The 24,517-nt window shown below is 67.8% G+C and carries 25 protein-coding genes and 1 tRNA gene; 18 read left to right on the top strand and 8 right to left on the bottom strand.

The genetic code is table 11. The features are described 5' to 3' along the window. Position 1 precedes the first annotated feature (1 nt). The 6 genes from HZB25_09695 to HZB25_09670 all read left to right on the top strand — a co-directional run bounded on the left by HZB25_09695 (position 2) and on the right by HZB25_09670 (position 5,378). Positions 2-745: a hypothetical protein gene (locus HZB25_09695; protein ID MBI5837505.1), complete on the top strand. Its 744-nt coding sequence runs from the start codon at positions 2-4 to the stop codon at positions 743-745. Next, the gene (locus HZB25_09690) at positions 742-1,500 is read left to right on the top strand and encodes a hypothetical protein (GenBank protein MBI5837504.1); all 759 of its coding nucleotides are present in this window, start codon (positions 742-744) and stop codon (positions 1,498-1,500) included. The genes HZB25_09695 and HZB25_09690 overlap by 4 nt, the downstream gene beginning before the upstream one ends. Next, a complete protein-coding gene (locus HZB25_09685) occupies positions 1,497-2,783 on the top strand; it encodes a glycosyltransferase (GenBank protein ID MBI5837503.1) in 1,287 nt (428 codons plus the stop codon). The genes HZB25_09690 and HZB25_09685 overlap by 4 nt, the downstream gene beginning before the upstream one ends. Positions 2,784-2,835: 52 nt before the next feature. Next, positions 2,836-3,426, top strand: a complete 591-nt coding sequence (locus HZB25_09680; protein ID MBI5837502.1) for a hypothetical protein — start codon at positions 2,836-2,838, stop codon at positions 3,424-3,426. A 314-nt stretch (positions 3,427-3,740) separates the two neighbouring features. Beyond that, a complete protein-coding gene (locus HZB25_09675; GenBank protein MBI5837501.1) occupies positions 3,741-4,112 on the top strand; it encodes a hypothetical protein in 372 nt (123 codons plus the stop codon). A 342-nt stretch (positions 4,113-4,454) separates the two neighbouring features. Further along, positions 4,455-5,378 (top strand): cysteine synthase family protein, encoded by a 924-nt coding sequence (locus HZB25_09670; protein MBI5837500.1) that lies wholly within the window; start codon positions 4,455-4,457, stop codon positions 5,376-5,378. A gap of 7 nt (positions 5,379-5,385) precedes the next feature. On the opposite strand, the gene HZB25_09665 is transcribed toward HZB25_09670, so the two are convergent. From HZB25_09665 to HZB25_09640, 6 genes are all read right to left on the bottom strand, one after another. Continuing rightward, positions 5,386-7,260: a hypothetical protein gene (locus HZB25_09665; GenBank protein MBI5837499.1), complete on the bottom strand. Its 1,875-nt coding sequence runs from the start codon at positions 7,258-7,260 to the stop codon at positions 5,386-5,388. 31 nt (positions 7,261-7,291) lie between these two features. Then, entirely contained in the window at positions 7,292-8,032 is a 741-nt protein-coding gene (locus tag HZB25_09660; GenBank protein ID MBI5837498.1) for a hypothetical protein, read from the bottom strand. 143 nt (positions 8,033-8,175) lie between these two features. After that, on the bottom strand, positions 8,176-8,850 hold the full coding sequence (locus tag HZB25_09655; protein ID MBI5837497.1) for a cytochrome c3 family protein: 675 nt from the start codon (positions 8,848-8,850) through the stop codon (positions 8,176-8,178). Continuing rightward, positions 8,843-10,066 carry a hypothetical protein gene (locus tag HZB25_09650; protein ID MBI5837496.1) on the bottom strand — a complete coding sequence of 408 codons (1,224 nt, stop codon included), beginning with the start codon at positions 10,064-10,066 and terminating at the stop codon, positions 8,843-8,845. The genes HZB25_09655 and HZB25_09650 overlap by 8 nt, the downstream gene beginning before the upstream one ends. A 10-nt stretch (positions 10,067-10,076) precedes the next feature. Then, a complete protein-coding gene (locus HZB25_09645) occupies positions 10,077-10,778 on the bottom strand; it encodes a hypothetical protein (protein ID MBI5837495.1) in 702 nt (233 codons plus the stop codon). Between the two features lie 150 nt (positions 10,779-10,928). Continuing rightward, on the bottom strand, positions 10,929-11,627 hold the full coding sequence (locus HZB25_09640; protein MBI5837494.1) for a c-type cytochrome: 699 nt from the start codon (positions 11,625-11,627) through the stop codon (positions 10,929-10,931). Between the two features lie 294 nt (positions 11,628-11,921). Here HZB25_09640 and HZB25_09635 point away from each other — a divergent pair, with 294 nt between their 5' ends. The 12 genes from HZB25_09635 (at position 11,922) to HZB25_09580 (ending at position 22,581) form a co-directional block, all read left to right on the top strand. Continuing rightward, positions 11,922-12,617 carry a Crp/Fnr family transcriptional regulator gene (locus HZB25_09635; GenBank protein MBI5837493.1) on the top strand — a complete coding sequence of 232 codons (696 nt, stop codon included), beginning with the start codon at positions 11,922-11,924 and terminating at the stop codon, positions 12,615-12,617. A 28-nt stretch (positions 12,618-12,645) separates the two neighbouring features. After that, complete coding sequence (locus HZB25_09630; GenBank protein ID MBI5837492.1) at positions 12,646-13,383, top strand: hypothetical protein; 738 nt, start codon at positions 12,646-12,648, stop codon at positions 13,381-13,383. A gap of 711 nt (positions 13,384-14,094) precedes the next feature. Next, positions 14,095-14,598: a helix-turn-helix transcriptional regulator gene (locus tag HZB25_09625; protein MBI5837491.1), complete on the top strand. Its 504-nt coding sequence runs from the start codon at positions 14,095-14,097 to the stop codon at positions 14,596-14,598. Positions 14,599-14,827: 229 nt separating this feature from the next. Continuing rightward, on the top strand, positions 14,828-15,724 hold the full coding sequence (locus HZB25_09620) for a hypothetical protein (GenBank protein MBI5837490.1): 897 nt from the start codon (positions 14,828-14,830) through the stop codon (positions 15,722-15,724). A 222-nt stretch (positions 15,725-15,946) separates the two neighbouring features. Beyond that, on the top strand, positions 15,947-16,966 hold the full coding sequence (locus HZB25_09615; protein ID MBI5837489.1) for a hypothetical protein: 1,020 nt from the start codon (positions 15,947-15,949) through the stop codon (positions 16,964-16,966). Further along, positions 16,951-17,109: a hypothetical protein gene (locus tag HZB25_09610; GenBank protein MBI5837488.1), complete on the top strand. Its 159-nt coding sequence runs from the start codon at positions 16,951-16,953 to the stop codon at positions 17,107-17,109. Before HZB25_09615 ends, HZB25_09610 begins: the two co-directional genes overlap by 16 nt. Before the next feature lie 222 nt (positions 17,110-17,331). Then, positions 17,332-17,670, top strand: coding sequence for a hypothetical protein (locus HZB25_09605; protein ID MBI5837487.1), 339 nt, complete (start codon positions 17,332-17,334; stop codon positions 17,668-17,670). Beyond that, positions 17,667-18,227 (top strand): hypothetical protein, encoded by a 561-nt coding sequence (locus HZB25_09600; protein MBI5837486.1) that lies wholly within the window; start codon positions 17,667-17,669, stop codon positions 18,225-18,227. Before HZB25_09605 ends, HZB25_09600 begins: the two co-directional genes overlap by 4 nt. Positions 18,228-18,493: 266 nt before the next feature. Next, positions 18,494-19,846, top strand: coding sequence for a putative DNA binding domain-containing protein (locus HZB25_09595; protein ID MBI5837485.1), 1,353 nt, complete (start codon positions 18,494-18,496; stop codon positions 19,844-19,846). Positions 19,847-21,401: 1,555 nt separating this feature from the next. Continuing rightward, entirely contained in the window at positions 21,402-21,620 is a 219-nt protein-coding gene (locus HZB25_09590) for an SEC-C domain-containing protein (GenBank protein MBI5837484.1), read from the top strand. A 449-nt stretch (positions 21,621-22,069) separates the two neighbouring features. Continuing rightward, the gene (locus HZB25_09585; protein MBI5837483.1) at positions 22,070-22,366 is read left to right on the top strand and encodes a BrnT family toxin; all 297 of its coding nucleotides are present in this window, start codon (positions 22,070-22,072) and stop codon (positions 22,364-22,366) included. Next, positions 22,363-22,581 (top strand): BrnA antitoxin family protein, encoded by a 219-nt coding sequence (locus HZB25_09580; protein MBI5837482.1) that lies wholly within the window; start codon positions 22,363-22,365, stop codon positions 22,579-22,581. The genes HZB25_09585 and HZB25_09580 overlap by 4 nt, the downstream gene beginning before the upstream one ends. A gap of 47 nt (positions 22,582-22,628) precedes the next feature. Here HZB25_09580 and HZB25_09575 read toward each other — a convergent pair whose 3' ends face one another. Beyond that, a complete protein-coding gene (locus HZB25_09575) occupies positions 22,629-24,017 on the bottom strand; it encodes an SEC-C domain-containing protein (protein ID MBI5837481.1) in 1,389 nt (462 codons plus the stop codon). Between the two features lie 379 nt (positions 24,018-24,396). Next, positions 24,397-24,469, bottom strand: a tRNA-Glu gene (locus tag HZB25_09570). Between the last annotated feature and the right edge of the window lie 48 nt (positions 24,470-24,517).

Below are 24,517 nucleotides of genomic sequence, written 5' to 3'. Positions count from 1 at the left end.
CATGGGTATCCTCGCGATCGTTGCGGCCCCCGCGGGATCGGCTGCCGCCGCGGCCGGCGCGGGCGGGCGCATGGACTGGCTGATTGCCGGATTGCGCGACAGTTCGCTGAACGTCCTGCTGGCTTTCGCCATCCTGCTCACGGGATGGCTGGTGGCGCATGGAGTATCGGTCCTGGTCCAGACGGGCCTGGGCGCCCTGCGCTTCAATCACGCCCTCCGGCAGTTGCTCCGGGGCCGCGCGATGGTGGGCAACGGGGAGGCCGCCGCGACCGCCGCGTGGCTGGCGTTCTGGGGCGTTCTCGCGCTGACCTGGCTGGTGGCCCTGGACCTGGTGGGCATCCATGCGCGCGCGGCGGTCAGCGGGCGCCTGGCGGACCTGTTGCCGCGGGCCGTGGTGGCCGCGCTCGTGAGCCTGGTGGGCATGTTCGCCGCCGTGGTGGCCGGCGCCATGACCCGCTCCGCGCTCCGCGGATTCGGATGGCGCCGTCCCGCGCTCGCTGGAAGGGTGGCATTTGCGGTGGTGCTGTCGGTGGCGCTCCTGCTCGCGGTGGAACAGCTCGGAGTGGCCGCGCAGTTGGTGGTCGGCGCCGGGCTCATCCTGGTGGCGGGGGCGGCCCTGGCCGTGGCGCTTGCGTTTGGCCTCGGTTGCCGGGACATGGCCCGGGACGTGCTCATCGAGTTCCTGCGCCTGCGGGAGGAAGGTCCCGCGATGCCCCGCGAGCGCACCGGCACGGAGGACCGATGAAACCGGGCGGGTTTCGGTTCAAGCGTACGATCCGCCTGGTGCAGGCGTCCGGCGCTCTGGCGCGCAGCCTCGAAGAGTTGCTGGCGGAAGTCGAATCCGCGGACGACGCGACGCTCTTCTACCACGTGTACGAGGCCCCGCTCCGCGATCCCGGTGCGTCCGAGGCCCCCCCGGACCACTTCACCGCGTGGTGCGAGCACGTGCTGATGGACCGCGAGGCCGCGGAAAGGCTCGCCTTCGCGGCGCTCTTTCGCGCGCCCACCATGGTGGGTCTGCGGGCGACGCTGCTGGGCGCCCTGGGGCAACTCTGCCGCTCGGGACGCGGCTCCCGGCCCGCCCCGGAGGGCCGAGGACTGGGCCTCCAGTGCTGGCAGACCCTCGCCCTGGAATCCGGGATGACCGCGGCGGACCCCGCGGAGGCGGTCGAGTGCGTCGCCGCGCTGGGAGCCGAGGAGTTCCTGTATCACCTGAGGGAGGTTCCGCTCCTGGACTCCGGCTCCGCGGATGATTTGCTGTACTGGCTGGAGGGCATGGGCGCGGTACGGATGGCCCGGGCCGCGGCCCCGGAACGATCGCCAGCCACGGGGCTGAGAGCCGCGCGGAGCAGGGTGCTGCGGAGCTGGCGGTCCTCGGGGATCGGTTTGCGCATCGCGGAGCGCGGGGACACCCCGGAGGCGCGTCGCCCGGGGGAGGCGCGCGAGATGGTAAGCCGACTTCTGCGCGACTGGGGGCGGGGCGGGGAGCTTCTCCCATGACGGGCACTCCCACCCTGGACCGCTACCAGGCGCTGCTCGGAACCCAGGAGCTGGACCGCCTCGAAGCGCTGGCGCGGCAGTTCCGAGGGCACCGGCTGGTGATGGTGAACTCCACCGCCTCCGGTGGAGGAGTGGCTGAGATCCTGCGCGGCATGATGGTGCTGCTGGGAGAACTCGGCATCGATGCTGCCTGGGAGGTGATGGGCGGCGACGCCGGGTTCTACCGGGTCACGAAGGCCATCCACAACGGCCTTCACGGGCGGCCCGCCGGGCTCACCGCGGAGATGCGCGAGACCTACCGTGCGCGCATGGAGATCGAGGCCGCGCGCCTTCGACTCGACGGCGACGTGATCATGATCCACGATCCGCAGCCCGCGGGCCTGGTGGCGCTCCGCCGCCGGGGGGGGCAGGCGTGGATCTGGCGCTGCCACATCGACCTCTCCGCGCCGGACCCGGAGACCTGGGAGTTCCTGGAGCCGTGGGTGGCCCTCCACGCCGCCGCCATCTTCTCGGCCGCGGCATTCGTGCGGCCGCTGCCCATCCCCTCGTTCCTGGCGCCGCCCTCCATCGATCCCTTCGCGGACAAGAACCGCGAGCTGGCCGACGGCGAGATGCAGAATGCGATCCGGTCGCTCGGCCTCGAGGGGGAACGGCCCATCCTGGCCCAGGTGTCGCGCTTCGACCGGCTCAAGGACCCGGTCGGCGTCGTGCACGCGTTCGCGCGGGTGAAGCGGCGACGGGATGCCGTCCTGGTGCTTGCCGGTGGCTCGGCCGACGACGACCCCGAGGGTGTGGAGGTTCTGGAGGAAACACGTTCGGCAGCCGGCAAGGTCGGCGATGTTCGTGTGCTGGAGCTGCCCAACGACGCGAATGTCGAAATCAACGCGCTGCAGCGGGCATCCACGGTGGTGTTCCAGAAGTCGCTGCGCGAGGGATTCGCGCTCACGGTATCCGAGGCGCTCTGGAAGCGCCGGGCCACCGTCGTGTCGGCCGTCGGGGGGATTCCGCTGCAGGTGATTCACGAGCGCACCGGGCTGCTGGTGCATTCCATCGAGGGGGCGGCCTTCCAGGCGCTCCGGCTCCTGGAGCGGCCGGGCCTGCGGCGGCGGTTGGGGGAGGCCGGCAGGGAACATGTCCGGCTCCACTTCCTCCAGCCGCGTGAGACCCGGGACTACCTCGCGGTGGGGCTCACGGCCCTGGCGCAGCAGGCGTCGGGCACACTCCCGCACGCGAGATCTCCACTCCTGCTGCCGTCGGGGAGGCGAGCCGGGGGCCCGGCGTGATGCCCCGGATGCCGGTCCGGCCGAGGACTCTCCTACTTCCGGGAGGAATATCATGATGAGCCATCAGCGGACTGAGAACACGCGCAGCTTCCACATCGGGAGGGGCCTGCTCCTGGCCGCGGCGGTCTCCGTTGCCCTGGGGTGCGACCTCATTCCCGGGGAGGCGTCGGGCATCGGGCAATTCGGTGTCGGGGCGGGTCCCAACAACCCCTCCGGAACGCTCGCGTCCACGCGCGCAACCGGGTTCCACCTGGAGGCCACCGCCCGTGTGACGCCCCCGCTGTCCAGTCTCGGCGCCGGTGCCGACCTTGCGATCTATCACTTCGGGGAGAGGCTGCCGGGGCAGGGCTCCACCAACGTGGCTGCCGCCACGGTCCACGCCACCTGCAACCTCATGCCGGGCCCGATCGCGCCCTATCTGACGGGCGGGTTGGGGATCTACCACGTCACCGCCCCCGGCGGCGCCGCCGGGAACTCCTCCCAGACGCGGCCAGGGATCCACGTGGGGGCGGGGGTGTCGCTGAACGTGATGCGGGTCCGCGCGTTCGTCGAAGCCCGCTATCACTCCGTGCATACAGCCTCCGGCGAGGTATCCCCGGCAACCACGCGGTTTGTGCCCGTGACGATCGGGATCCTGTTCTAAGGCTGGGGCTGCTTCCTCGCGCGGCAGGAAACGTGAAAGGTCGAGCCGCGGCCGCGGGCATGGTCCGGCTTCCGTGAGCCTGCCTGATGAGAGGCCATTCTCCAACGCGCCTTGCCCGGCAGATGCCGCGCTCCTTCGGGCAGGCTTCCAGCATCGAAATGTGGGTGCGCGGTCCACTTGATCCGCGCCGATCAGGTTCATACGTGACCCGTTCACCCCGCCTGCGGAGCGTGGGATCGGTCCCCGGCATGAGCCGCGGAACTCGACCCCGGCGCCCCCGGCGAAACACCGGCCGCCCCACACGGAGGGATCCCATGAAGCGTGCCTCGAGTCTCCTGCTGGTCCTCGCCACCGTCGTCCTCGGCGCCTGCCTCCTGAGCGGGGGCGCGACGGCCAAGGGCGGTGCCATGGCCACGCGCTACCTGATCAGCTCCACGCACACCCCGGAAGAGTGCCTCGCCGACCTGGACAAGTTCTCGGCTGCCGGCAAGGCCGCGCTGGCGAGGTTCGATTTCGGCTGCGAGGCCGGGGACCACACCGGGTACACCATCGTGACCGCGTCCAGCGAGCAGGAGGCCCTCAAGGCCGTCCCCGAGCCGCTGCGGGGGAAGGCGAAGGCCACCAAGCTCCATCGGTTCACCGCCGACGAGATCCGCTCCTTCCACCAGCACGACGCGCATAAGTAGAGCCCCCGCCGACGCACCGGGCCCAGGCCCGGCTGCGTGCCGACGCACCCATGCCCGCTCCCGGGAGGCAATCCCGGGGGCGGGCAGTGCCTTTCAGCGGATCGGCACCACCGGGAGCGGGAACGGTTTGAAAGAGCGAAGTACCTGTGAGATAGATTGCCTCGGACTGCCGAAGGCGCAGTTCTCGTCCGGGAACTGGTACGACGTGGGGTTTCCGAATCTCGCTCCAGGCGTGGGAACCATGAAGCTGGGGCAGGAGGCCGCGTCACCGGCGAAGTGGGCGGAGTTCCCAGGAAGTACAGGGCCGAGATGGCTGCGCCGGAGGCACGGGGGGCTGGAACGATGGACATTCTCAACGCCATCGGGGACACGTCGATCGTCCGGCTGCGCAAGGTCGTGCCGCCCGGGTGCGCGGAGATCCTCGCCAAACTCGAGTGGGAGAACCCCACCGGGAGCATGAAGGACCGGATGGCCCGGGCCGTCATCTCGAGGGCGGAAGCGGATGGCAGGCTGCGCCCCGGCGACACCGTGCTCGAGTATACCGGTGGCAGCACCGGGACCTCCCTCGCCCTGGTCTGCGCGGCCAGGGGCTTGCGGATCCGGATCGTCACTTCCGATGCGTTCAGCCGCGAGAAGCTGGACCACATGGCCGCGCTGGGTGCGGAGTTGACGCTGGTACCGAGCGAGGGAGGCCGCACCACCAGGAAGCTGATCCTGGACATGATCGAAGCCGCCCGTGTGTTGAGCCAGGAGCCGCATACGTATTGGACCGACCAGCTCAACAACCAGGACAGCATCGCGGGCTATCACCCGCTGGGCGAGGAGATCTGGAACCAGGCAGAAGGGAAGATCGACGCCTTCGTTCATTGCGTCGGCACGGCTGCCTCCCTGCGCGGGGTCGCGGCGGTGCTGAAGCGGCACAAGCCGGACATCAGGATCGTCGCCGTGGAGCCCGCGGAGTCCTCGGTGTTGCTTGGAGGCCAGCCGGGCCCCCACAAGATCGAGGGAGTCGGGATCGGGTTCACGCCTCCACTCTGGGATCCGGCGCTGGTGGACGACATCCTGGCCGTGCGGACCGACGACGCGAAGGAGATGACCCGGCGCATCGCCCGCGAGGAGGCGCTCTTCGCGGGGACGTCCTCCGGTGCGAATGTCATCGCCGCGATCCGCGTGGGGCAGCAGTTGGGCCCGGGTGCGAGGGTGGTCACGCTGATGGTGGATTCCGGGCTGAAGTACCTGAGCACGGATGTGTATCGGGGAACGTAGGAGGCGGTCAGAACCTCCGCTGCAACTGGAGGGACACCACGCGGACCCCACCCCGTGAGTCCGGCCGCGACCATTGCTCCCTGTAGCGGACCGAGGATTCGAGCTGCGCCACGCGGAAGTCCCCGCTGAGTCCGGCGTCCATTATGCGCTCGTCGGGTGTCCCCGGACGCCGAATGGAGTAACCCTGGAGCGTGGCTCCCAGCCGCACCCAGGGCATCGGGGCCCAGCCGGTTCGAGCGGTCGCGGAGAGCACCACCAGCCGCCCCCCCGACCCGGTGCGGCGGCTCCATTCGGCGGACAGGGCCGTCTCCACGGCGCCGGGGGTGGTGCCGGACAGCTCGAGGTGCACCTCCTGGGTGCGGTTGAAGAACCGTTCGGACCGCCGGGTCTCATGGCGCGCCCTCCCTGTCAGGGCGCCGAGCGGCGTCCTCCCGCGACCTTCCAGCTCGGTGAGTGCGCTCTGCTCATCCGGAGCGCCCACGGGACGTCCCAGTCTGCCCTCGTCGGTTCCGCGCGTGGAGCCGGTGTGGCGCAGCGAGAAGGACCGGTACTCCAGCCCCAACCGGTAGTGCAGAGTCGCCGAGCGGGTTTCAGGCCGCGCGTCCGTCCGGAACCGGTAGTCCGCCTGAAGCGTTTGCCCCGCCATGGCCCGGCCCGCGGGGGTGAGGTTCACCTCGGTTCGGTCCCCGGCCGCGTAGAGCACGTAGTCCACCCCGCGTATCAGCAGGATGAGGGGATCGAGGACGCGGATCTCGACGCTGGCGGTGTCCACGCGCGGCATCTCGAGCAGAAACGAGCGGGAGGATCCCACAATGTGGCGCTCATCCGCGCGGTCCAGCATGAGCCCCTCAGTGCCCCGTTCCTCCCTGCGCTCGAAGGTGGCGTCCGCGGAGCAATGCACCCTGAGGCGCCGACCCACGAGGTGGTCCAGGGAGAGGCGCGGGGCCAGCGCCAGCGACTTGCTCTCCAAGTCGCGCGACCGGGTGAGACTGGACGAAGCGCCAATGCCCCATGCCAGCCACTGCCTGGGCCGGTGGTCCAGCGATCCGCGGAGGAACGTGCTGCGGGACTCCGAGCCGGTGGAGGCCACCGTATGTTGAGACCAGGCCCAGTCGGTGGAGAGCGGACGGAGGTGCTGCAGGTGCAGGCTCTCCTCCCACGAGGATTGCAGGAAGCGGGAGGAGCCGTCCCGTTCGCTGCGCTGGTAGGAGGACTGCAGCCGGCTTCCCTTGCCCCAGCGCAGCGCGTGGCCGGCCACGGCGCTCCATGCTTCGTAGTCGCGGGCGGAGACGCGATTGTCCTGCCGGGTGCGCTCGTATCGCAGCGTGGTGCGGCTGTTTTGGGCCTCCAGCCTCCAGGTCCCGGTGCGCTCGCCCTGTTCCAGCAGGGGAGCGAACGGCGAGACACTCCAGGCCAGGCGCGAGTCGCGGTGCGTGTGCTCCGCGCTGAGCGGGAGGGCCTGGAGTCGGAATGCCAGCGCCAGGGAGCGGGTCTTGACGTCGGTTTCACTCAGCGGCGCGCCGCCGCGTTCGCCCCGGGAGCGGCCCCGGGCGAGCGAGCCCGACAGCGTCGTCGAAGGGATGCCCACCAGGCGGAATCCCGCGTCGAAATCGAACTGGCGAAGCCTCACAGCGTCGTCGCCTTCCCGCTTCGGGGAGTAGGCGCTCGACGGCCGTAGGACTACCCGGTAGTTCAGATTCCGCTCCCCCCCCAGCTGGCCGCGGAGCGGCATCTTGACCCAGAAGCGAAGTCTCCGGTCTGGATCCGTCCGCGACCCGCCGCTGACGCGGGCACGCTCCTCGAAGGAGAAGCCGCCCTCGCCGCTGCCCCGCTCCTGCTCCAGGAGCCCGGCGTGGCCGGTTCGCGCTCCCCATGCTGCCATGGCACATGCCACGAGCAGCGCGCGGCCGCGGCTAGGAGGGCGCATGGCAGCGCTCGCAATTGCCGAACCCTGCCCGGAAGGCGGTGTTGCCGTCGTGGCACGCCCCGCAGGCGCGGCCGCCCTGGATATCTGCCATGCGGATGGTGTTCGCGCCCGCCCGCGGTACGAACAGCTGCATGTGGCAGGTCCGGCACTGATAGCGAATCCGGTGGACCCAGTGGGGGAACCGGGCCCGGGGCAGCGAGTCCATGACCACCCCGCGCGAGATGCCGGAATCCCCCGGGGCCCGGGCCAGGACGATGGTACCCAGGAGCTCGGCCGATCCTCCCGCCTCCGGGAATGGCCCGCGCACGTGGCACCTCTTGCAGCCCGTGATGACGGGGAAGGCGACCTTGCCGTGGCAGCGCCCGCAGTACTCGCCGTCGAGGACCTCGGACATGGAGATCTTCTGGTCGCGATACTGCACGATGGGACCATGGCACTGTCGGCAGTCGATCACCTCGGCGTGCACCGAATGTGGAAACCAGGCGTCGAAGCTGGTGTCCGGCCCATGGTAGAAGAAGTCGTATCCGAACCGCGGGGCTTCTCCGGGCGAATAGCGCCGCCCGTGGATGCCGGCGCGCGGATGGAAGAGACCTCGCCGCAGGGCCTCGGCCCAGTCCGCGTGCCCGATGGCGTCCCGCGGCAGGAGCGCGAGTATGGAGTCCGGGTCGAGTGTGCGCTCCAGCGCGGGACGGACGGAGAGACTGTCGGTGGAATCCATTGCCGCCACGGCGGTCCCCGGGACGGGCGCGCGCGCGGCCGTGGGGACCGCCGGTGGCCGGGCCGGGGGCGGGGGCAGGTCGAGGATAACCCTGGCCGCCCCGCACCCGAACGCCAGCAGACCCAGTGCCGCGATCGCGGCCAGGCGGGGTCTTACTTGATGTGGCAGGTCAGGCAAAGATTGCTCCCCCCGTTCGAGACCCTCAGGAACGGACGGTTGGCTGCCGTGTGGGGGTTGTGGCAGCTCGCGCACTGGACCTTGCCGGAGTAGAGCTGCAGCCCAGCCGCGGTGACCGAAGTCGAGCTCTTGAACTTGGTGTCCAGCGTGTTGTCATAGGAAACGGACACCGGGTGGTCGTTCCTGAGGTCCGTGCCCAGGTTGAACATCCCGGCGGGCATGGTGGTGCCCACCGCGGCGGAGCCGGAGTAGCTGTTCGGCACATTGGTGATCACGTCCAGGCCCACGGTTCCATCGTGGCACGAGAGACAGGCCATGGACACGCCGGTCGGCTGCGGATCCACGGTCATGTCAATGGTGGTGCTGTGACTCTGGTCATACATCTGGTACGTGGAAACGGAGAAGTTGCGGTTCCACAGGGGGGCGCTGGTCTGCCCGCCGTGCGGGGTGTGGCAGTAGACGCAGACCTCCCCGTAGTCCCGGACCGAGTTCGCGCCGTACCGATTGCTGGACGCCGAATAGGACAGGTTGTGCAGCGTCTCCACGACCGACGTGCCGTTCGGCCAGGCGCCAGGCTGAGCCGAGGCCATGCCCGCCGACACGCCCAGGAGCGATGCCACCAGGACTACTGTTGCGCCATGCCTACTCATGTTTCTCCTCCTTCACCGGGGTCCTTGGGGCGGCCTGCATCACCACGGGATCCCCGCCCAGGGCGGAGTGTGGACGCAGGTATTGGAGGATCTGAACGCGGCCGTTGTAGCGGTCGGCCACGTAGATCCGGTCGTTGCTGTCTATGTGCAGGCCCAGCGGCAGCCAGAATCGGCCCGCCGCCTGCCCCAGTCCCCCCACCGCGAGCAGCAATTCCCCGCGGCCATTGAAGATCTGTAAGTTGTTGAACGCCGCGTCCACCAGGTAGATGTTGCTGTCGGAGTCGCAGGCGATGCCCTTGGGGCGCGGCAGAGAGCCGGGGGTGTCCCCCAGGCGTCCGAAGGTGGAGAGGAAGGTCCCCTCCTGGTCAAAGGACTGAACGCGGCCGTTCAGGCCGTCCACCACGTGGAAATGGCCTTCGGGGGATCGCGCGATCGAGCAGGGATACAGGAATTCCCCATTGCCCCCACCGCGATTCTCCACCACGTCGTGTGATCCCCGCTCCGAACCGCCCGTCTCGTGCCCGGTAACCGGGCTGCGCCACTCGCTCTCCTTGGTAGTGGCCTCCGCCACGGTCTTCCCGATGCGCCGGAGCACCACGCCCGCGGAATCGAACACCACCACCTGGTGGAGGTAGCTGTCCACGACCCAGGCCCTGTGGCTCGCGGGGTCCACCGCCACGTCCACCGGGTTGAGAAGCGCACCCGGCCCCCCGAATGCCCGCAGGAAATGGCCGTCCAGGTCGAAGACCACCACGCGCCGGGAGGGTGGATCGGTGACGTACACCTCGGAGCGGTCGCCGCCCAGCCCCATGGGCTTGGAGAGAGCTCCGTCTCCCTCCGTGCCGAGGACCCGCACGGAACGATCGTTGTAGTCGAACAGGAAGAGCTTGCTTCCAGATGCGTCGGTCACGAACACCTGCGTGCTGTCCGGGGCGTATACGTCCGCGGGCCGGGCCAGCCCCAGCTCGCCCGAGCCCCGTGCACCGACGAGCCCGCGCGCGATCCTCCCCAGCAGCGACCCCGACCGGCCCAGGTCGCGGGCGCTGCGGAACTCCGACACGTACCGCACCCTGGCGGGCTCGGGCGGAAGCGGCCACATCGGCGGTTCGCCCGGAACCGCCGCATCCCGCGCGGCCGCCGCGCCCGCTAAGAGCAGGGCGGCGGCCGTGGCGGCGAGCGCCCAGCGAAGGGGAGGGGATTGCCGGACGGACTTCATGCGCACGCTCCTACCAGAAATGGGCCGTGGAGCGGCCGGTTGCCCCCGTGTGGCATGCCGAGCAGAGGCTCCCGGTGGCATTGCTTCGCCGCAGGAATGGCTGGTACTGCTGCGAGTGAGGCTCGTGGCACGTGATGCACTCCACCTTGCCGTCCACAAGACGCAGCCCGGCCGCCTCCACGAACGAGACGGGAGTGAAAGTCCGGTCGCGGGTGGGGTCGTACGCGATGGAGACCGGGTGGTGCTTGCGCAGATCGGGCTCGAACCAGACGTGCTCCCAGTTGAAGCCGCCCTTCGGGTCTCCGCCCTTGTGACAGTCGGTGGCGCAGAGCTTTATCGTCTCTCCGTTGCCGCCCACCGTCTCGTACCCGCGAGGCTTGTCGGTGATGCGGTCCAGTGGCACCGTGCCGTCGTGGCAGGAAAGGCACAGCCGGGTCGTGGAGGTCGGCTGGGCGTCGATGATCATGTCCAGGGTGTTGCTCTCGTACATGCGGTAGGGCCCCGTGGGGAGCTGACGATTCCAGAGCGGGCGATTTCCCTGCGTGCCGTGCGGGCCGTGGCAGTACACGCAGGCCTGGCCGTAGTTGGCGATGAACCCGCTCATCGGGCTTACCTGTGCGGTCCGCGAGAGATTGTGGACCGTCTGCACCACCTCGCTGCCGGCCGGCCACTGGGCGTGCGTCAGGCTCGGGAACAGGAGGAGCGTCGGCACAAGACCGGCGACTCTCCATCCGAAAGTCCGGAGTGGGGAGGCCTGTCGTGCGAACTGCGCCATCGTCCTCATGCATTTGCCGTCCCTCGGTTCCGCGGCTGCCTTGACGGGTCCATCATGATCCCCGGCCTGCGCAACTGCGGGCCGTGGCTATTTGAGCCTTGCGATGTAGGCGGCCACGTCCTTCATGGCCACGTCGCTGGTCAGGGTCAGGGCCATCGCCCGCATCTGGGCGCCCGTGGCGTCCTTGAGATCTGCGCCGCGCAGCCCCTGCTTGAACTTCTGGAGCTGGAGCACCACGTACCAGTCGTTCTGCCCCACCAGGGCGGGGGTCTTGAGGTCCGGCCTGCCCCTGGCTCCATCGCCATGGCAGGCCGCGCACACCTTGATGAACGTGGCTGCGCCCGCCTGTGCATCCCCCTTCACCTCGGGTGTCGCGGGAGGGCCCTCGATGCTCGAGACGTATGCGGCGACATCCAGGACCGCCTGCTCGTCGGGCAACGACAGGGCCATCGGCCTCATCACTAGCCCGCCGGCGTCCTTGGGGTCGACCCCGCGAAGACCGCTGCGGAACTTCTGCAGCTGCGCGGCCAGATACCAGGGCTCCTGCGTGTGGAGCGCCGGCGAATTCAAGTCCCGCTTGCCCTGGGCCTTCTCCCCGTGGCACGCCACGCAGGTCTTCGTGAATATGACCTTGCCCTTGACGGGGTTCGGGGCGGCTGCCGCCCCGGACGGCTGCGGCCACGCCACGGAGGCAACCGCCAGAAGCCCAACGCCGCCGGCCAGCAGGCCCCGGGTCAGCCGTCCAGGCCGCGGATGGCTCATCTGCTTCAGGTACATCCCCTCCATTCGTTCTCCCTCCGGACTTGCGGCCCGTGCGGCAGCCTTGGGTGGCCTCGTGTCGGCGCAGTTGTGTGACAAAAGGCACTGACCAACTTTCACAAACTCGGGTACGATTCACGGGCAAGGAATGCGTGTTCAATAATCGCAATCCATGAGGACGGGTTCAGTGCCATACGTCACGCATCCAGCGTTTTCTTCGTGGTGACTCAGAAATAGCGTCCGGGCCGCCGGCGCGGCCGCGAAATCGGAGCGCCCGATCCCGCCCTGGCAGGTCCATCGATTCCCGAAGGGAGTGACCCCATGCAGCGCAGTGACGACTCCACGGCCTTCTCCATCCTTTGCCGGCAGGTGCCCAGGATGGAGGCCGCCTCCGGTCTGGTGCGTGGGGAGATCACCAGCAACGCGGCCGTGGTCAGGCGTGTCGCCGGAACGGTGCTGTTCGACGAGGGGAGTCATTGCGGGGGGATGCTGCTGCTCGACCGCGGCCTGATCCGGGTGTCGAAGGCCGGCCCTCGAGGGAGGGAGCTCACCCTGTACAGAGTGAGCCCCACGCAGATCTGCGTCATCACGCTGAGTTGCGTACTGGCGTGCTCGGACTACCCCGCCCGGGGAGTGGTGGAGCGTGACATCGAGGGAGTCCTGCTGCCCGTTCCGCTGTTCACGTCACTGACCGGCGAGGTGCCCGAGTTCCGCGCCTATGTCTTCGACGCCTTCTCGAATCGTCTCGCCGAACTCATCGACCTGGCCTCCGCGGTGACCTTCGAGCACCTGGACAAGCGTCTTGCCGCCGCGCTTCTGAGGCAGTGCGAGGCCCGGACCACCCGGGAGCTCATGCTCACGCACCAGGACCTGGCATCGGAACTCGGCACGGTGCGCGAGCGCGTAAGTCGGCTGCTGGAGGACCTGGAGGCCAGGGGAGTGCTGGAGCTGGCCCGGGGGAGAATCCATGTCCTCAACTGCGAGAAGCTCCGCGAAATCGTGACCGAATCGGAATAGATCCGGCCGCGGATACAGGAGAGCGAACATGCGTCACACCGGAAACACCATTGCCACTGCCACAGCAGGGCTCCTGCTGATCGGGTGCCTCGAGGGCTGCGACAAAGACAGTCAGGGCACGATTTCAATGGCGTCCAAGTACTCTGCCGCGGCAATCGCCTCCTCGCGGCGGGTTCCTCCGCAGGCCGGAAGGAACGCGGCCGCGATCGACTCGATCGTGGTCACGCGGGCAAGATTCGTGCTCCGCGACATCAAGTTCAAGGGCCAATCGGACAGTGCCAGCTTCCGTACGTTGCCATTCGTGCTGGAGCTGAACCTGGCCGGAAACGTGCAGGACATCTCCTCGATCGACGTGCCGTTCGCGACGTATCGCCGGGTGGAGTTTGATGTCCACAAGATCGAATCCGGCGAGGTGGCAGCCCTGCCCCCGGCGGAGCGGGCCCAGTTCGACGACTTCCTGCAGGGCGACAAGTACAGCATCATCCTGACGTGCAGGGTGTACAGTCAGGGCGCCATGGAAGAAGTCCTTGTCCGCTCGCGTGTCAACGCGAAACAGAAGATCGACCTGTCTCCGGAGCTTGTTGTGAGCGAGGCCGACCCGGTGGCCACGGTCACCCTGCGGGTGAGCGCGGGGGGGTGGTTCGACGACAAGCATGGCGGTCTTCTCGATCCGGCAGACCCCCACAGCGAGTCCGAGATCGCGGATAACTTGAAGGATTCGATCCACGTGTTCAAGGACCGGAACCGCGACGGCAGCCCGGACTAGGGTGGTGCGCTCCAATTCGCGGCATGGCAATGCCGATCGAGGCGGGCCGACTGAATGTCGCGGTGGCCATCAACGCGCGCGGCGCGAGCATCGTCGTTCACTCTCACCACATCGGGAGCAAATGCGAGGGTGTCCGCCTGAAGAGGGTGTCCGCCTGAAAGAGTGAAGCGACGCGGCCGCTCCCGGAAGCCGTGCCCTCGTCGGGGGTGGTGGAGCTGTGGAGTGCCCGTCACCTGGGCGGGTGGTTCGAAGTCAATCGCCCCGGGCCCTGTTTGAATCCTGAGGGCAGGGAGGGTCTCCCATGCGGCGCCTCTGCGACAGGCGAGCGATCGCCCTGGCCAGGCTTCCCAACCTGATTCGGGATGCCGCGCGCGATTTTTCGAGGCTCACGGGACTTCCGGTTGCCACCACCCTCGCCTGCCCGCCCATGCAGGGAATGGCCCGCGGCCTGCCATCCCCCCGGTGCATCCCCGGTGCGCAGAGCGGCTGCGGGACGTGACCCGCGGCAACCCGTGCGACGCCGAGTGGCGCAGGCACCTCCTGTCGGCGCGGAGACTTCACGACAGCCGCGTGCATACTTGTCCGCTTGGACTTCGCTGCGTGGGAGTTCCCATCGCCCTCGGCGACGAGGTCGTAGGCCTGGCGAAGTGCGTCTGCGGTCCCGAAGTCCCAGCGGGGCAGTTTCGTCTCCTCGCGCGACTGCTGGAGTCCATGATCACCCGACCATGCCAGGATCTCGACGCGCATCTGCTGAAGGAGGAGATTCGTGCCCTGAGGGCCTCCGTGAACCGGCTGCACCAGACCAGACAGCCGTTCCGGCCGGTCGTGGAGACCGCCGGCACACGGGAGGCCGACGCGCGTGGCGACGGCAAGGCGGTCCAGTTGGATTCGCTGATCAGCCGGATCCTGGACTACTTGCATCGGCAGTACGCAGACAGCGATCTCTCGCTGGTTCGGGTGGCGAAGGCCGTGGGCAAGAACGAGAAGTACGTCGCTCACCTGTTTGCCCGGACCATCGGAGAGCGAATGCGGACCTACATCACGAGGCTCCGGGTACGGCACGCGTGTGAGCTGCTCCTGCAGACGGACCGTGCCATCCAGGAGATCGCCCGCGAGAGCGGCTTCGCACACTCCGCCCACTTCCGCCAGTCGTTCCGCCGCATCGTTGGCGTGGCGGCCTCCGAGTATCGTGGGATCTTCGCGCCCCAGAAATGAACCGGGGCAGGGGAACGCAACTCCCGCGCAGCCCCCGCCTGCCGTGGCGGGAACTCCCTCACCGGGTCATCCCGCCCCAACTTCTCCGTCGCTCACGCAACTTTCGGACTGCTAGTCGCCCGCGTCCTCAGGGTTCTACCATTGAATATGCCGATTTGGGCGCGAGTCCAATTCCGCGATCCGGCGGCGTGCCTGCGTTCGAGGGAGGCCCACTACCTGGAGGTGCTGCGTGCGTCCAACCCGATGCTGCATTGCCGCTCTGCTGATGCTCCTGGCACTCGTTCCCGTGGCCCGGATCGCGCGGGCCAGCTGGCCGAGCTCCCCCCTTACCAACCTGCCCGTGTGCACTGCCGCGAGCACCCAGGACTTGCCGAATGCCATCCCGGACGGGGCCGGCGGCATGATCGTGGCGTGGCAGGATTCCCGGGGCAGCAGTACCGACATCTACACCCAGCACGTGCTGGCCTCGGGCACAGTGGACCCCGCCTGGCCGGTAAACGGCGTGGCCGTGTGCACCGCAGCCAACTCACAGACCTACGCCTCCATCGTCTCTGACGGTGCGGGAGGAGCCATTATCTCGTGGATTGACCGCCGATCCGGAACGAACGATGACATCTACGCCCAGCATGTGCTGGCATCGGGGATGGTGGACCCCGCCTGGCCAGCGAATGGCCGTGCCCTGTGCACCGCAGCCAACGACCAGGGCAACTACAGCTTTGCGATTGCCTCCGACGGCAGTGGCGGGGCGATCGTGGCCTGGGCGGACTACCGCAGCGGTACCAACAACGACATCTACGCCCAGCACGTGCTGGCCTCCGGAACGGTGGATCCCGCCTGGCCCGTGAACGGCCGCGCGGTGTGCACGGCTGCCGGCGACCAGACGGCCCAGGCGGTGGTCTCGGATGGCGTCGGCGGGGCCATCCTCGCCTGGCAAGATCGCCGCAGTGGGACCTCCTGGCAGGCCTATGCGCACCACGTGCTGGCGTCCGGAGCCCTGGACCCGCTCTGGCCGGCCATCGGTCTCCTGGTGGCCGGATCTCCCGGCGATCAGTACGTGAGCGCCATGGTCACGGATGGCGCGGGCGGAGGTATCGTCGCGTGGCAGGATGGCCGCAGCGGAAACTGAGACATTTACGCGCAACATGTGCTGGCAAGCGGCCAGTCGGATCCCAACTGGATCGCCATGGGCGTGGGATTGTGCACGGATGTCGCCAACCAGTACCAACCGATGATCACATCGGATGGGAGCGGGGGCGCCCTCATTGCCTGGAGTGACGATCGCTCGGGGACCTCCGATATCTACGCTCACCACGTTCCTGCAGCCGGGGTGGCGGATCCCGCCTGGCCCATGAACGGGCGCGGCGTGTGCACCGCGGCGGGCATCCAGAATACCCCCGTCATCGCGTCGGACGGAGCCGGCGGCGCCATCATCGCCTGGGGCGACCAGCGCGGCGGGACGTCCAGCGACATCTACGCCCAGCACGTCCTTGCCTCCGGCTCGACGGATGGTGCCTGGCCCACGAACGGGCGCCCCGTGTGTACAGCAACGGGATCGCAATGGTATCCCGTGGTATGCGCTGACGGCGCGGGTGGCTCCGTGGTGGCCTGGGCCGACAGCCGTGCCGGCCTCAACGACATCTATGCCCAGCGCGTGGAGCGCTTCGGCCAGCTCGGCGATCCCGAGCCCATGATCTCCCGCATCCGCGACGTGCTCAACGACCAGGGCGGCAGGGTGGCGGTGGAGTGGACGGCCAGCTACCTCGACGTCAGTCCATCCTTCGAGCTCCAGCAGTACTCGATCTGGCGGCGGGTGCCGACGCGTGCCGCCGCCCTGCTGCTTGCCGGGGGGGCGCACTTGGCCGGGGCCACGCGTGCCGCGTCCGGCGCGAATGACAGGTGGATCCGGACATCCATCCACGGCAGCCAGACACTCTACTGGGAATACGTGGCCACCCAGCCGGCCCGCGGGTTCCCGGGATACAGCTACGTGGCGGCGACCACCGGCGACTCCATGTCCGGCTCGTACCCGTACACTTCCTTCATGGTCCTGGCGGAAAAGACGGGGGGCATACCGTTCTGGGCCTCGAGCCCCGAGAGCGGATTCTCCGTGGACAACCTTCCGCCCGCCAAGCCGTCTCCCTTCACGGGGAACTACTCCGGTTCCTCCACGGCGCTGCACTGGGGGAAGAACACCGAGGCGGACCTTGCCTTCTATCGCCTGCACCGGGGTGGCACCCAGGGCTTCGTGCCCGGGCCGGGCAACCTGGTGAGCCAGCAGCCGGACACCGGCTACGTGGATTACCTCGCGGGCGGCGCGTGGGATTCGCGATCTACGACGCGACCGGGCGGCTGGTGCGGCAGCTTGTGAACGGGCCCGTTCCGGCAGGAGAGCACTCCGTCACGTGGGACGGCCGCGACGAGTCCGGCCGATCCACGTCGAGCGGGCTCTACTTCTACCGCCTGATCGCGGGGGGCAAGGTCCTCACGGGGACAGTCACCTCGGTCCGTTGATCGAGGCACGGGAAGGCCCCGTGGTGCCTGCGGACGCGGCGGCCCTCCCGGCTGGCAGTGATCTCGATCCCCGCAGCCGTACTGCATCCCGGCGCCGATTTCGAAGTTTGGCGTCCCGTGGCTGACGGCTTTCAAAATCGATGAACATGAGGCGCGCTCGGGGCGGTACGCGCCCATTTTCAGTCTTGACATTGACCTCTCCTGGATGTCATATGACCTCCTATGGCGGTCAAGACCTCCTCAAGCCCATTTGGCAGCGCCACCCGGACCAAGGTGCTGCTTGCCTTGGAACTCCTGTCGGAGAGCTACCCCAGGGAGCTCGAGCGCGTGCTCGCGGTCCCCGTTTCCGTCCTGCAGAAGGCTGTCCTCAGCCTCGAGCGAGACGGATTGGTCGCCGGGCGGTCCATCGGCCGCACGCGCATGTTCCGAATCGACCCGCGCTACTTTGCCTACCGGGCGCTCCGGGCCTACCTGAAGCGCCTGGCTGCTCCTGAAACCACCCTCCAGGGCCGCATCGCCGGGCTCCGCAAACGTCCGAGGCGATCCGGCAAGCCTCTGTGAAGCTGGATAAGAACTCCACACTAAGCACCGTCGCCCTGCACGTTGGCAATACCCTCCGGCGGCGGGGCATCCATGCGGTGCTCACGGGCGGGGCCTGTGCCTGCGTTCACACCAGGGGTGCGTACAGCTCCCTCGACATCGACTTCATCCTGAGCGGATCCATAAGGCAGGATGCGCTGGATGCCGCAATGGCGGAAGTCGGTTTTCGAAGGAAAGGAAGCCAATATGTCCATGATCGGGTTCCGTTCACAGTCGAGTTTCCGAGGGGTCCGCTGGCGATAGGCGCGGATTACGAGATTCGACCAGTGAGTTCCGGGGGCGCCACCATGCACATGCTCATGCTCTCGCCGACGGACTCGTGCAGGGACCGGCTGGCTGACTACTACCACTGGAATGACCGGCAGAGCCTCGAGACGGGGGTCCTGATTGCCCTCGCGTCCCGTGTCGGGATGTCCAGGATCCGCGCGTGGAGCGAGGGGGAGGGGCACGCGGCCAAGTTCGGCGAGTTTCAGGCAGAAGTGAGGCGGCGGAAGCGAAGAAGAGCCCGGGGGAGGTAGGGCGGGTCTTGGCGTCCCCAACGGGATTCGAGGTGCCGGACCAGAGCGAACCATCGTCCACAAAAGTCGACGAAATGGCCATTTCCAACGACCTACGGGGACAGCCACAGGACGATGACAGACGATAGGCGACGATGAAGACGGACAGTTCGGGGACAATTCGGGGACAGGCACGGGCCGATGCTGACCGGGGTCTTCCCCGCCCCGCCTGCGTCGAACTCGGAAGCTTGACGGTCGTCCAGGCTTCTGAGTAGACTTCCGAGTATATGGACCTGCTCGAAATCCTCAGGCGCCCCGAGGGGAAGACCCTCGAGTTCAAGCGCCAACTCTCCGCGCCTGAGGGCGCCCTGAAGACGATCATCGCCTTCGCCAACACCGCGGGAGGCATCCTGCTTCTGGGTGTCGAGGACCGGAGCCGGCACGTCCGGGGCGTCCGCGAACCACTCGAGCTGGAGGAGCGGCTCGCGAACCTGATGAGTGACTCGATCGTTCCCCAGCTCCTGCCCGAAATCGAGATCCTGCCCTGGCGCCATACGCAAGTCCTGGCCCTGCAAGTTCACCCGAGCCCGAGCCGGCCGCACTACCTGAAGCGGGAGGGGACTGCCAATGGCGTCTACGTGAGGGTAGGTTCCACGAACAGGCGAGCCGATCCCGAACTGATCGGCGAGTTGCGCCGCTTCGCCCAGGGCACGGGATTCGACGAGCAGCCAATGCCCGGCCTCGACTCGGAAGCACTCGACTTCCGAGCTGCTTCCGAGTCGCTCGCCCCAGTGCGCGCGCTCGTGCGGCGGGATCTGGAAACCCTGCGCCTGGTGACCATTCACCAGGGCCGCAAGGTGCCGACTGTCGGCGGGATGCTCCTCTTCGGGAGGGATCGCGAGAGGCACTTCCCGGACGCATGGATCCAGGTCGGACGGTTCGCAGGGAGGGACAAGAGCCACATCGTCGACCGAGCCGAGATCCGCTCGCAGCCCGTGCAAGCCATTGAGGAGGCGATCGCTTTCGTCGACAAGCACACCCTGCGTGGAGCGGAGATCGGTCACACGCGCCGAAGGGAGCGTTGGACGCTGCCGCCCGTGGCCGTGCGCGAGGCGATGATCAATGCCGTCGCACACGCCGACTATGCGCAGCGCGGCGCTCCATTGCGCATCTCATTCTTCGAAGATCGCCTCGAGGTCGAGAATCCCGGTCTCCTGCCATTTGGCCTCACGGTCGAGGATCTCCCCCGTGGCGTCTCCAAGCTCCGTAACCGGGTGATCGGACGGGTGTTCCACATCCTCGGGCTGGTCGAACAGTGGGGCAGTGGCATCCAGCGGATGAGCGCCGCCTGCCGCGACGCGGGACTCGCACCACCGAAATTCGAGGAGATCGCCACGCGCTTCCGGGTCACGATCGAGACAACCCGCAGCGGGCATCCGGTCCTGGACAAGACCGACGAAGGCATACTTGCCTGCCTCCGTGGCGGGAAGGCGTCGCTGACGAGCGAGATCGCCAGAGCCATCGGGCTCACCCCGCGGGCCACACGCACACGGCTCGCTCGGCTCGCGGGCCTGGGCCTCGTCCGCGAGTTGGGCACCGGACCACAGGATCCGAGAAGGCGGTACCTCCTGGCGGAGTAGCCGGCGTTCCACTTGGACGAAGTCGGTCGCGATTGCGGCCGATCGGTGGGCTCAGAGACGCAGCAGGAAGCGAACCAACCTGGAGGACCCGACGTTGAAACCCATCATCTGGATCGGTGGCCGGATTCCCTCCCCGTTCCTCGTGGATGAGCCGACGCCATGCCGCCCCGATCTCGTCCTGTGGCTGGACCTCTCACATGACCAGGTGCTGGCTGCCGACGTGGTTGAGCCCGGGGTCCCCTCCGCAGTGCTGGCGGAACGCCTGGGGGAGGCGCTGGCGATGAAGGCGAACCCGCGTCCATCGGTGGTGCGCGTGCCGGATTCCGCGTCTGCTGACGCGATCCGCGCTGCGCTCCCGGCCGGGATCCGGATCGAGATCGGTCCAACCCCCGAGCTCGCCGCCATCGTTGAGCTGATGGGGGAGAAGATCGGGGGTGCGGGGCACCCGCATTCCTACCTGGAGAACCGTCGCATCCCACACGGGGTGGTTGCCTGCATGTTCCGGGAAGCCGCCACCCTTCACCGGCTGGCCCCCTGGCGAAAGCTCGCCGACTCGGACGTGCTTGCGATGGACGTGCCCGCGCTCGGCGTGGCGAACGCCTGCCTCTCCGTGATTGGGGCGATGAAGCAGAACTTCGGTGTGCTGGTGTTCGATTCCTTCGACGACTACGACGAGTTCGGCAGCCGGGAGCCCGGCAGCGCTGCGGCGTCGGTGGGCCGAATGGACATCGGCGTTGAATTGCTGTCGCTAGCCTTCGAGCGGGGGGCCGATGTCCCGGACAGCATGCGGCGCGAAGTGGCCGCGCACAGCTGGCCGGTGGCTGGGCCCCGGGCCTATCCCGTGGTGTGGGCGGCAGAGCGCACCGGCGATGTGCGCCCGCTCACGACCCGCGACATGCAGCTGGCGACCGCTGCTGCGTGCGGGGTCGCGACGCTCTTCTCGCGACACCGACAAGAATTGGGCGGATCGGATCCCCGCCCCGCGGCCGAGATTCTGACTGTCGAGGTGCCCGAGCCGGTGGAGGTCACCATCCGGTTCCCCCATCCCGACGCGAGCGCCGAGATGCTGGGGGTGGATCCTCCCTCCGAACGGGACTACGAGCGGATGATGGAGTGCGCGACCAGCCAGGTCCGGAAGTTCTTGAGCTCGCGGGCTGTCGCGAACATGGCGAAGGACTGGCGCGACGATGCGGGCTTCGTGTGCGAGACCCTGCATCGGACCAAGGTGGACTACACCGGTGGCCCCTGGAGCGCACTCACCCCGCGATACATGGACTGGTTTCTGATCGAGCACTATCCCCGCAAGGTGAGCGCAGACGCCCGCACCATCGGGCGCACGCCGGAGATCCTACATCGCTACTTCGAGTGGCTCGGCGCGGAGGGCCTGGAACCGGCTGCGACGGTCGCGCGGCTCAAGGACCGGTTGGAGCGAGTGCGGGAGGAGTTCCTTGAGGTGGCGGGCAACCCCGAGAACTTCGGACCCGCCAAGTCGTTCGTCATGGAGATGCACGCCGCGGGCGTGGACTTCAGTGACCAAGCTGCCGTCACGGAGTTCATGGAGAAGCACAATCAGCACCTGGATGCGGGGCGGCGCAGGCGCGAGAAATCCGCACCGGCAGGAGGATCCGGTCATGTTCAAGATGCCCACGCGAGCGGACCGCGTCCCGGTCGCGTGCGCTGGCAGCCGACGCCGGAGCATCCAGCCCCGCCGCCTGACACCCCGTGCCCGTGTGGCAGGGGACGGCGCTACAAGAGTTGCTGCATGCCGAGGTGAAGGCGGCCGACGTGCAGGCGAACCTCATGCGTGAGTACAGCCCAACGGGCTTCCAGCACAATTCAGGGACAATTGGGAGCCCGATCCGCGCGCAAGTTGTTGGTGCGCATGGGCAGGCTGTGGCGTCCCCAACGGGATTCGAAGCGGAGGCTGCCGCCGAACCATCGTCGGCAACTGTCGGCCAAACGAGTGTTTCCAACAGATTACCGGAGCCCTCAGGCGACGATGGTGGACGGTAGTGAACCAAGAGGGACGGCAGTTCGGGGACAACTGGGGGACAGCGGGGGGCAGGCTGCGCGACGCTCCGGCGATTCGGACTCCGAACTGTGTGACGCAGATCGGACTACCGTCCGGCTCGAGACCGACCGGCCTGAGAGCAAGTCAGCCCCGTGTCGCGCCCCTGCGCGGAAGGCCTTGACTTTGAACTACGATGTAGTTACATTGTAATCATGTCGAAGCTGAGGTTCGAGTGGGATCCGCACAAGGCGGCCGAGAACCGACGAAAGCACGGCATCTCGTTCGACGAAGCCGAGACCGTCTTCTCCGATGAGTTCGCCGGAATGATCGGCGACCCGGAGCACTCGGCCGGCGAGGACCGCTTCCTGCTCTTGGGCCTGAGCGTGAAGCTGCGAACCCTCGTCGTAGCCCACTGTTACCGGAGGGCCGACGTCGTCATCCGGATCATCTCGGCCCGCAAGGCGACCAGACGAGAATCCGACCTCTATAACCGAAGGTGGCACAGATGAGAAAGGAATATGATTTTTCGAAGAGTCGCCGGAACCCTTACGCGGCCCGCCTGAAGCGTCAGGTGACGATTCGTCTTGACCAGCACACGATCAAGTATTTTAAAGAGTTGGCCGGGGAATTGGGGATTCCCTACCAGACGCTGATCAATCTCTACCTGCGTGATTGTGCTTCGAGCCAGAAGCGGCTCGCCCTGACTTGGAGGTCTGTTGCTTGAGTGGCGGGCGAAGAACCTCCCCCTGGGCAAACTCCCGGTGGGGAGCGTCACGCCTCCAACCCCAGCTCCCGCCGCAGCTCCGCCACGCTGAACCTCTCGGCTTCCGGAAGCCGGGCTTCCCCGTGCTCGATCTCCCTGAGCAGCAGATCGAGCTTGCTGCGAGACCGGACCCGCTTGGCGGCCGCGCGGGGTGTGAGGCCCCCGAGTGCGGGTATCTCCGAATCCAGCCAATCCTGATACTCCCGGCGCTTGAATTCCCGAAGGACTTCCTGCAACTCGGGTGGGGTCTCCCGTGCGCGTTTCTCGGAACCCGCCTCCTGGGGCCCGAGGCTGCGGTCCTTGAGCATCGCCATGGGGTCCTGGTGCTTGCGCAGCGGCGAGGCGCCGAGCTCCGGACAGACGCCGGTGACACGGGCCCGCAGGTCGTCGGCCCGCTTGAGCGAGTTGGTCTCCAGCGTGAGCCTGTCCGCTGCTACCCGCGCCACCCCGATCACGGTGTTGTCCCAGGACGCGTGCATGGGATTGCCCTGCTTCAGGAACTGAATCGACGTGCAGCCCTCCTCGGTGCGGCCCAGGTCCGCGCCCTCGAGGGCGGAGATGCGGGCGATGACCGGTTCCCGCGCGGTGGGATCGAAGGAGTAGGTGTCCGTGGTGAGCAACAACGGATCCCCATCCGTGTTGGCGAGTTGCTTGGGCAGGCGTGAGCCCGAGTCGATCTCCTCCAGGGCGTCCCGCCACAGATCCGCCAGGACCGGCATCATCTCAGCCTTCCAGAGGCTCTCGAGCGGAACCGGCTTGACACTGCGTCCCAGCAGCATCCGTACGTGCTGCACCACCTCATCCGCCTCGCGGGGTGGCAGGGGCCTGGGGTACACGCCCGAGAAGACCGAGAACCCGGGGTAGTCCACGATCCGGCACAGCACGCAGTCGCGGTCCACCAGCGTTCGCGTGGCCGAAATCTCGCTCACGAAGCGCCGCTCCCCAGTGAGCAGGTCCGTAGCGTGGATGCCCCTGTCCCGCTCCACGCGGGTCATCTCCCACACGGAGAGCCAGGCCTTCCGCTCGGCGTCGCTCCATTCCCGCTCCGCCGGGCCGATGGGCCGGGGCGGCTTCTCGAAGTAGAGTTCCGCGACCGTGCTGCCTTCGGGCCGGTCGTGGAAGAGCGCCCAGGGGACGAAGATGGGAGACTCCATCTCGGGATCGCCCTGGCCCGCGCCCGGCAGGAATTCCTCGAGGGCGTCGCCGAGCCAATCCTCCCCGAAGCGCTGGGCGGCGAAGCGGACCAGCTCCGAGGTCATTCGCTGGTCGGTCTCGATGCACTGTCGAACGCGGGGATCCAGCAGCAACTGGGGGGTGACGTCGCTCGCCAGGCAGCAGTGCTTGTATTTCTTGCCGCTGCCGCAGGGGCAGGGGGCGTTCCGTCCGGCGCGGGTCATGCGAGGGCTCCCAGGTGGCCACGGTCCCCGATTCTCGGAGATGCCGTTTGAGCTTACAGGAGAGGGAGCTTGGATTTCAATCAGGCTGGTGAAACGGCGGCAACGCCATAGTCTCGCCCGTCGCGAATAATGCAGGCTAGATTCAGGCTCCACTGAATTTGCCGCTGGATCCGCCCCCTCTGAGACCTTTCCGCCCCGGTGACTGGGGGCCCAGGAGCGCGATCTGGAAAAGCAACGACACGATCGAGGTATCTACGGAGGTGCTGGGAGAGCGCGACACTATCATCCCAGGCAACCTACTCAGGGTCGTGCGAGAGCCCAGAGGTTGGGTCGTTCACGGAAGGGCAAGGTAATCTCGGTGGGGCTGCCCTCCAAGATGCGTCCCCAACGGGATTCGAACCCGTGTCGCCGCCGTGAAAGGGCGGTGTCCTAGGCCTCTAGACGATGGGGACCCCGGAAGGTGCTGTCGCAGGAACTCTTACGCAGGCGCCGGGTACGTT

Source organism: Candidatus Eisenbacteria bacterium (assembly GCA_016235265.1).
Lineage (GTDB): Bacteria > Eisenbacteria > RBG-16-71-46 > RBG-16-71-46 > JACRLI01 > JACRLI01.
Note: the sequence above shows the minus strand (reverse complement) of the source record. Positions and strands in the feature narration are given on the sequence as shown.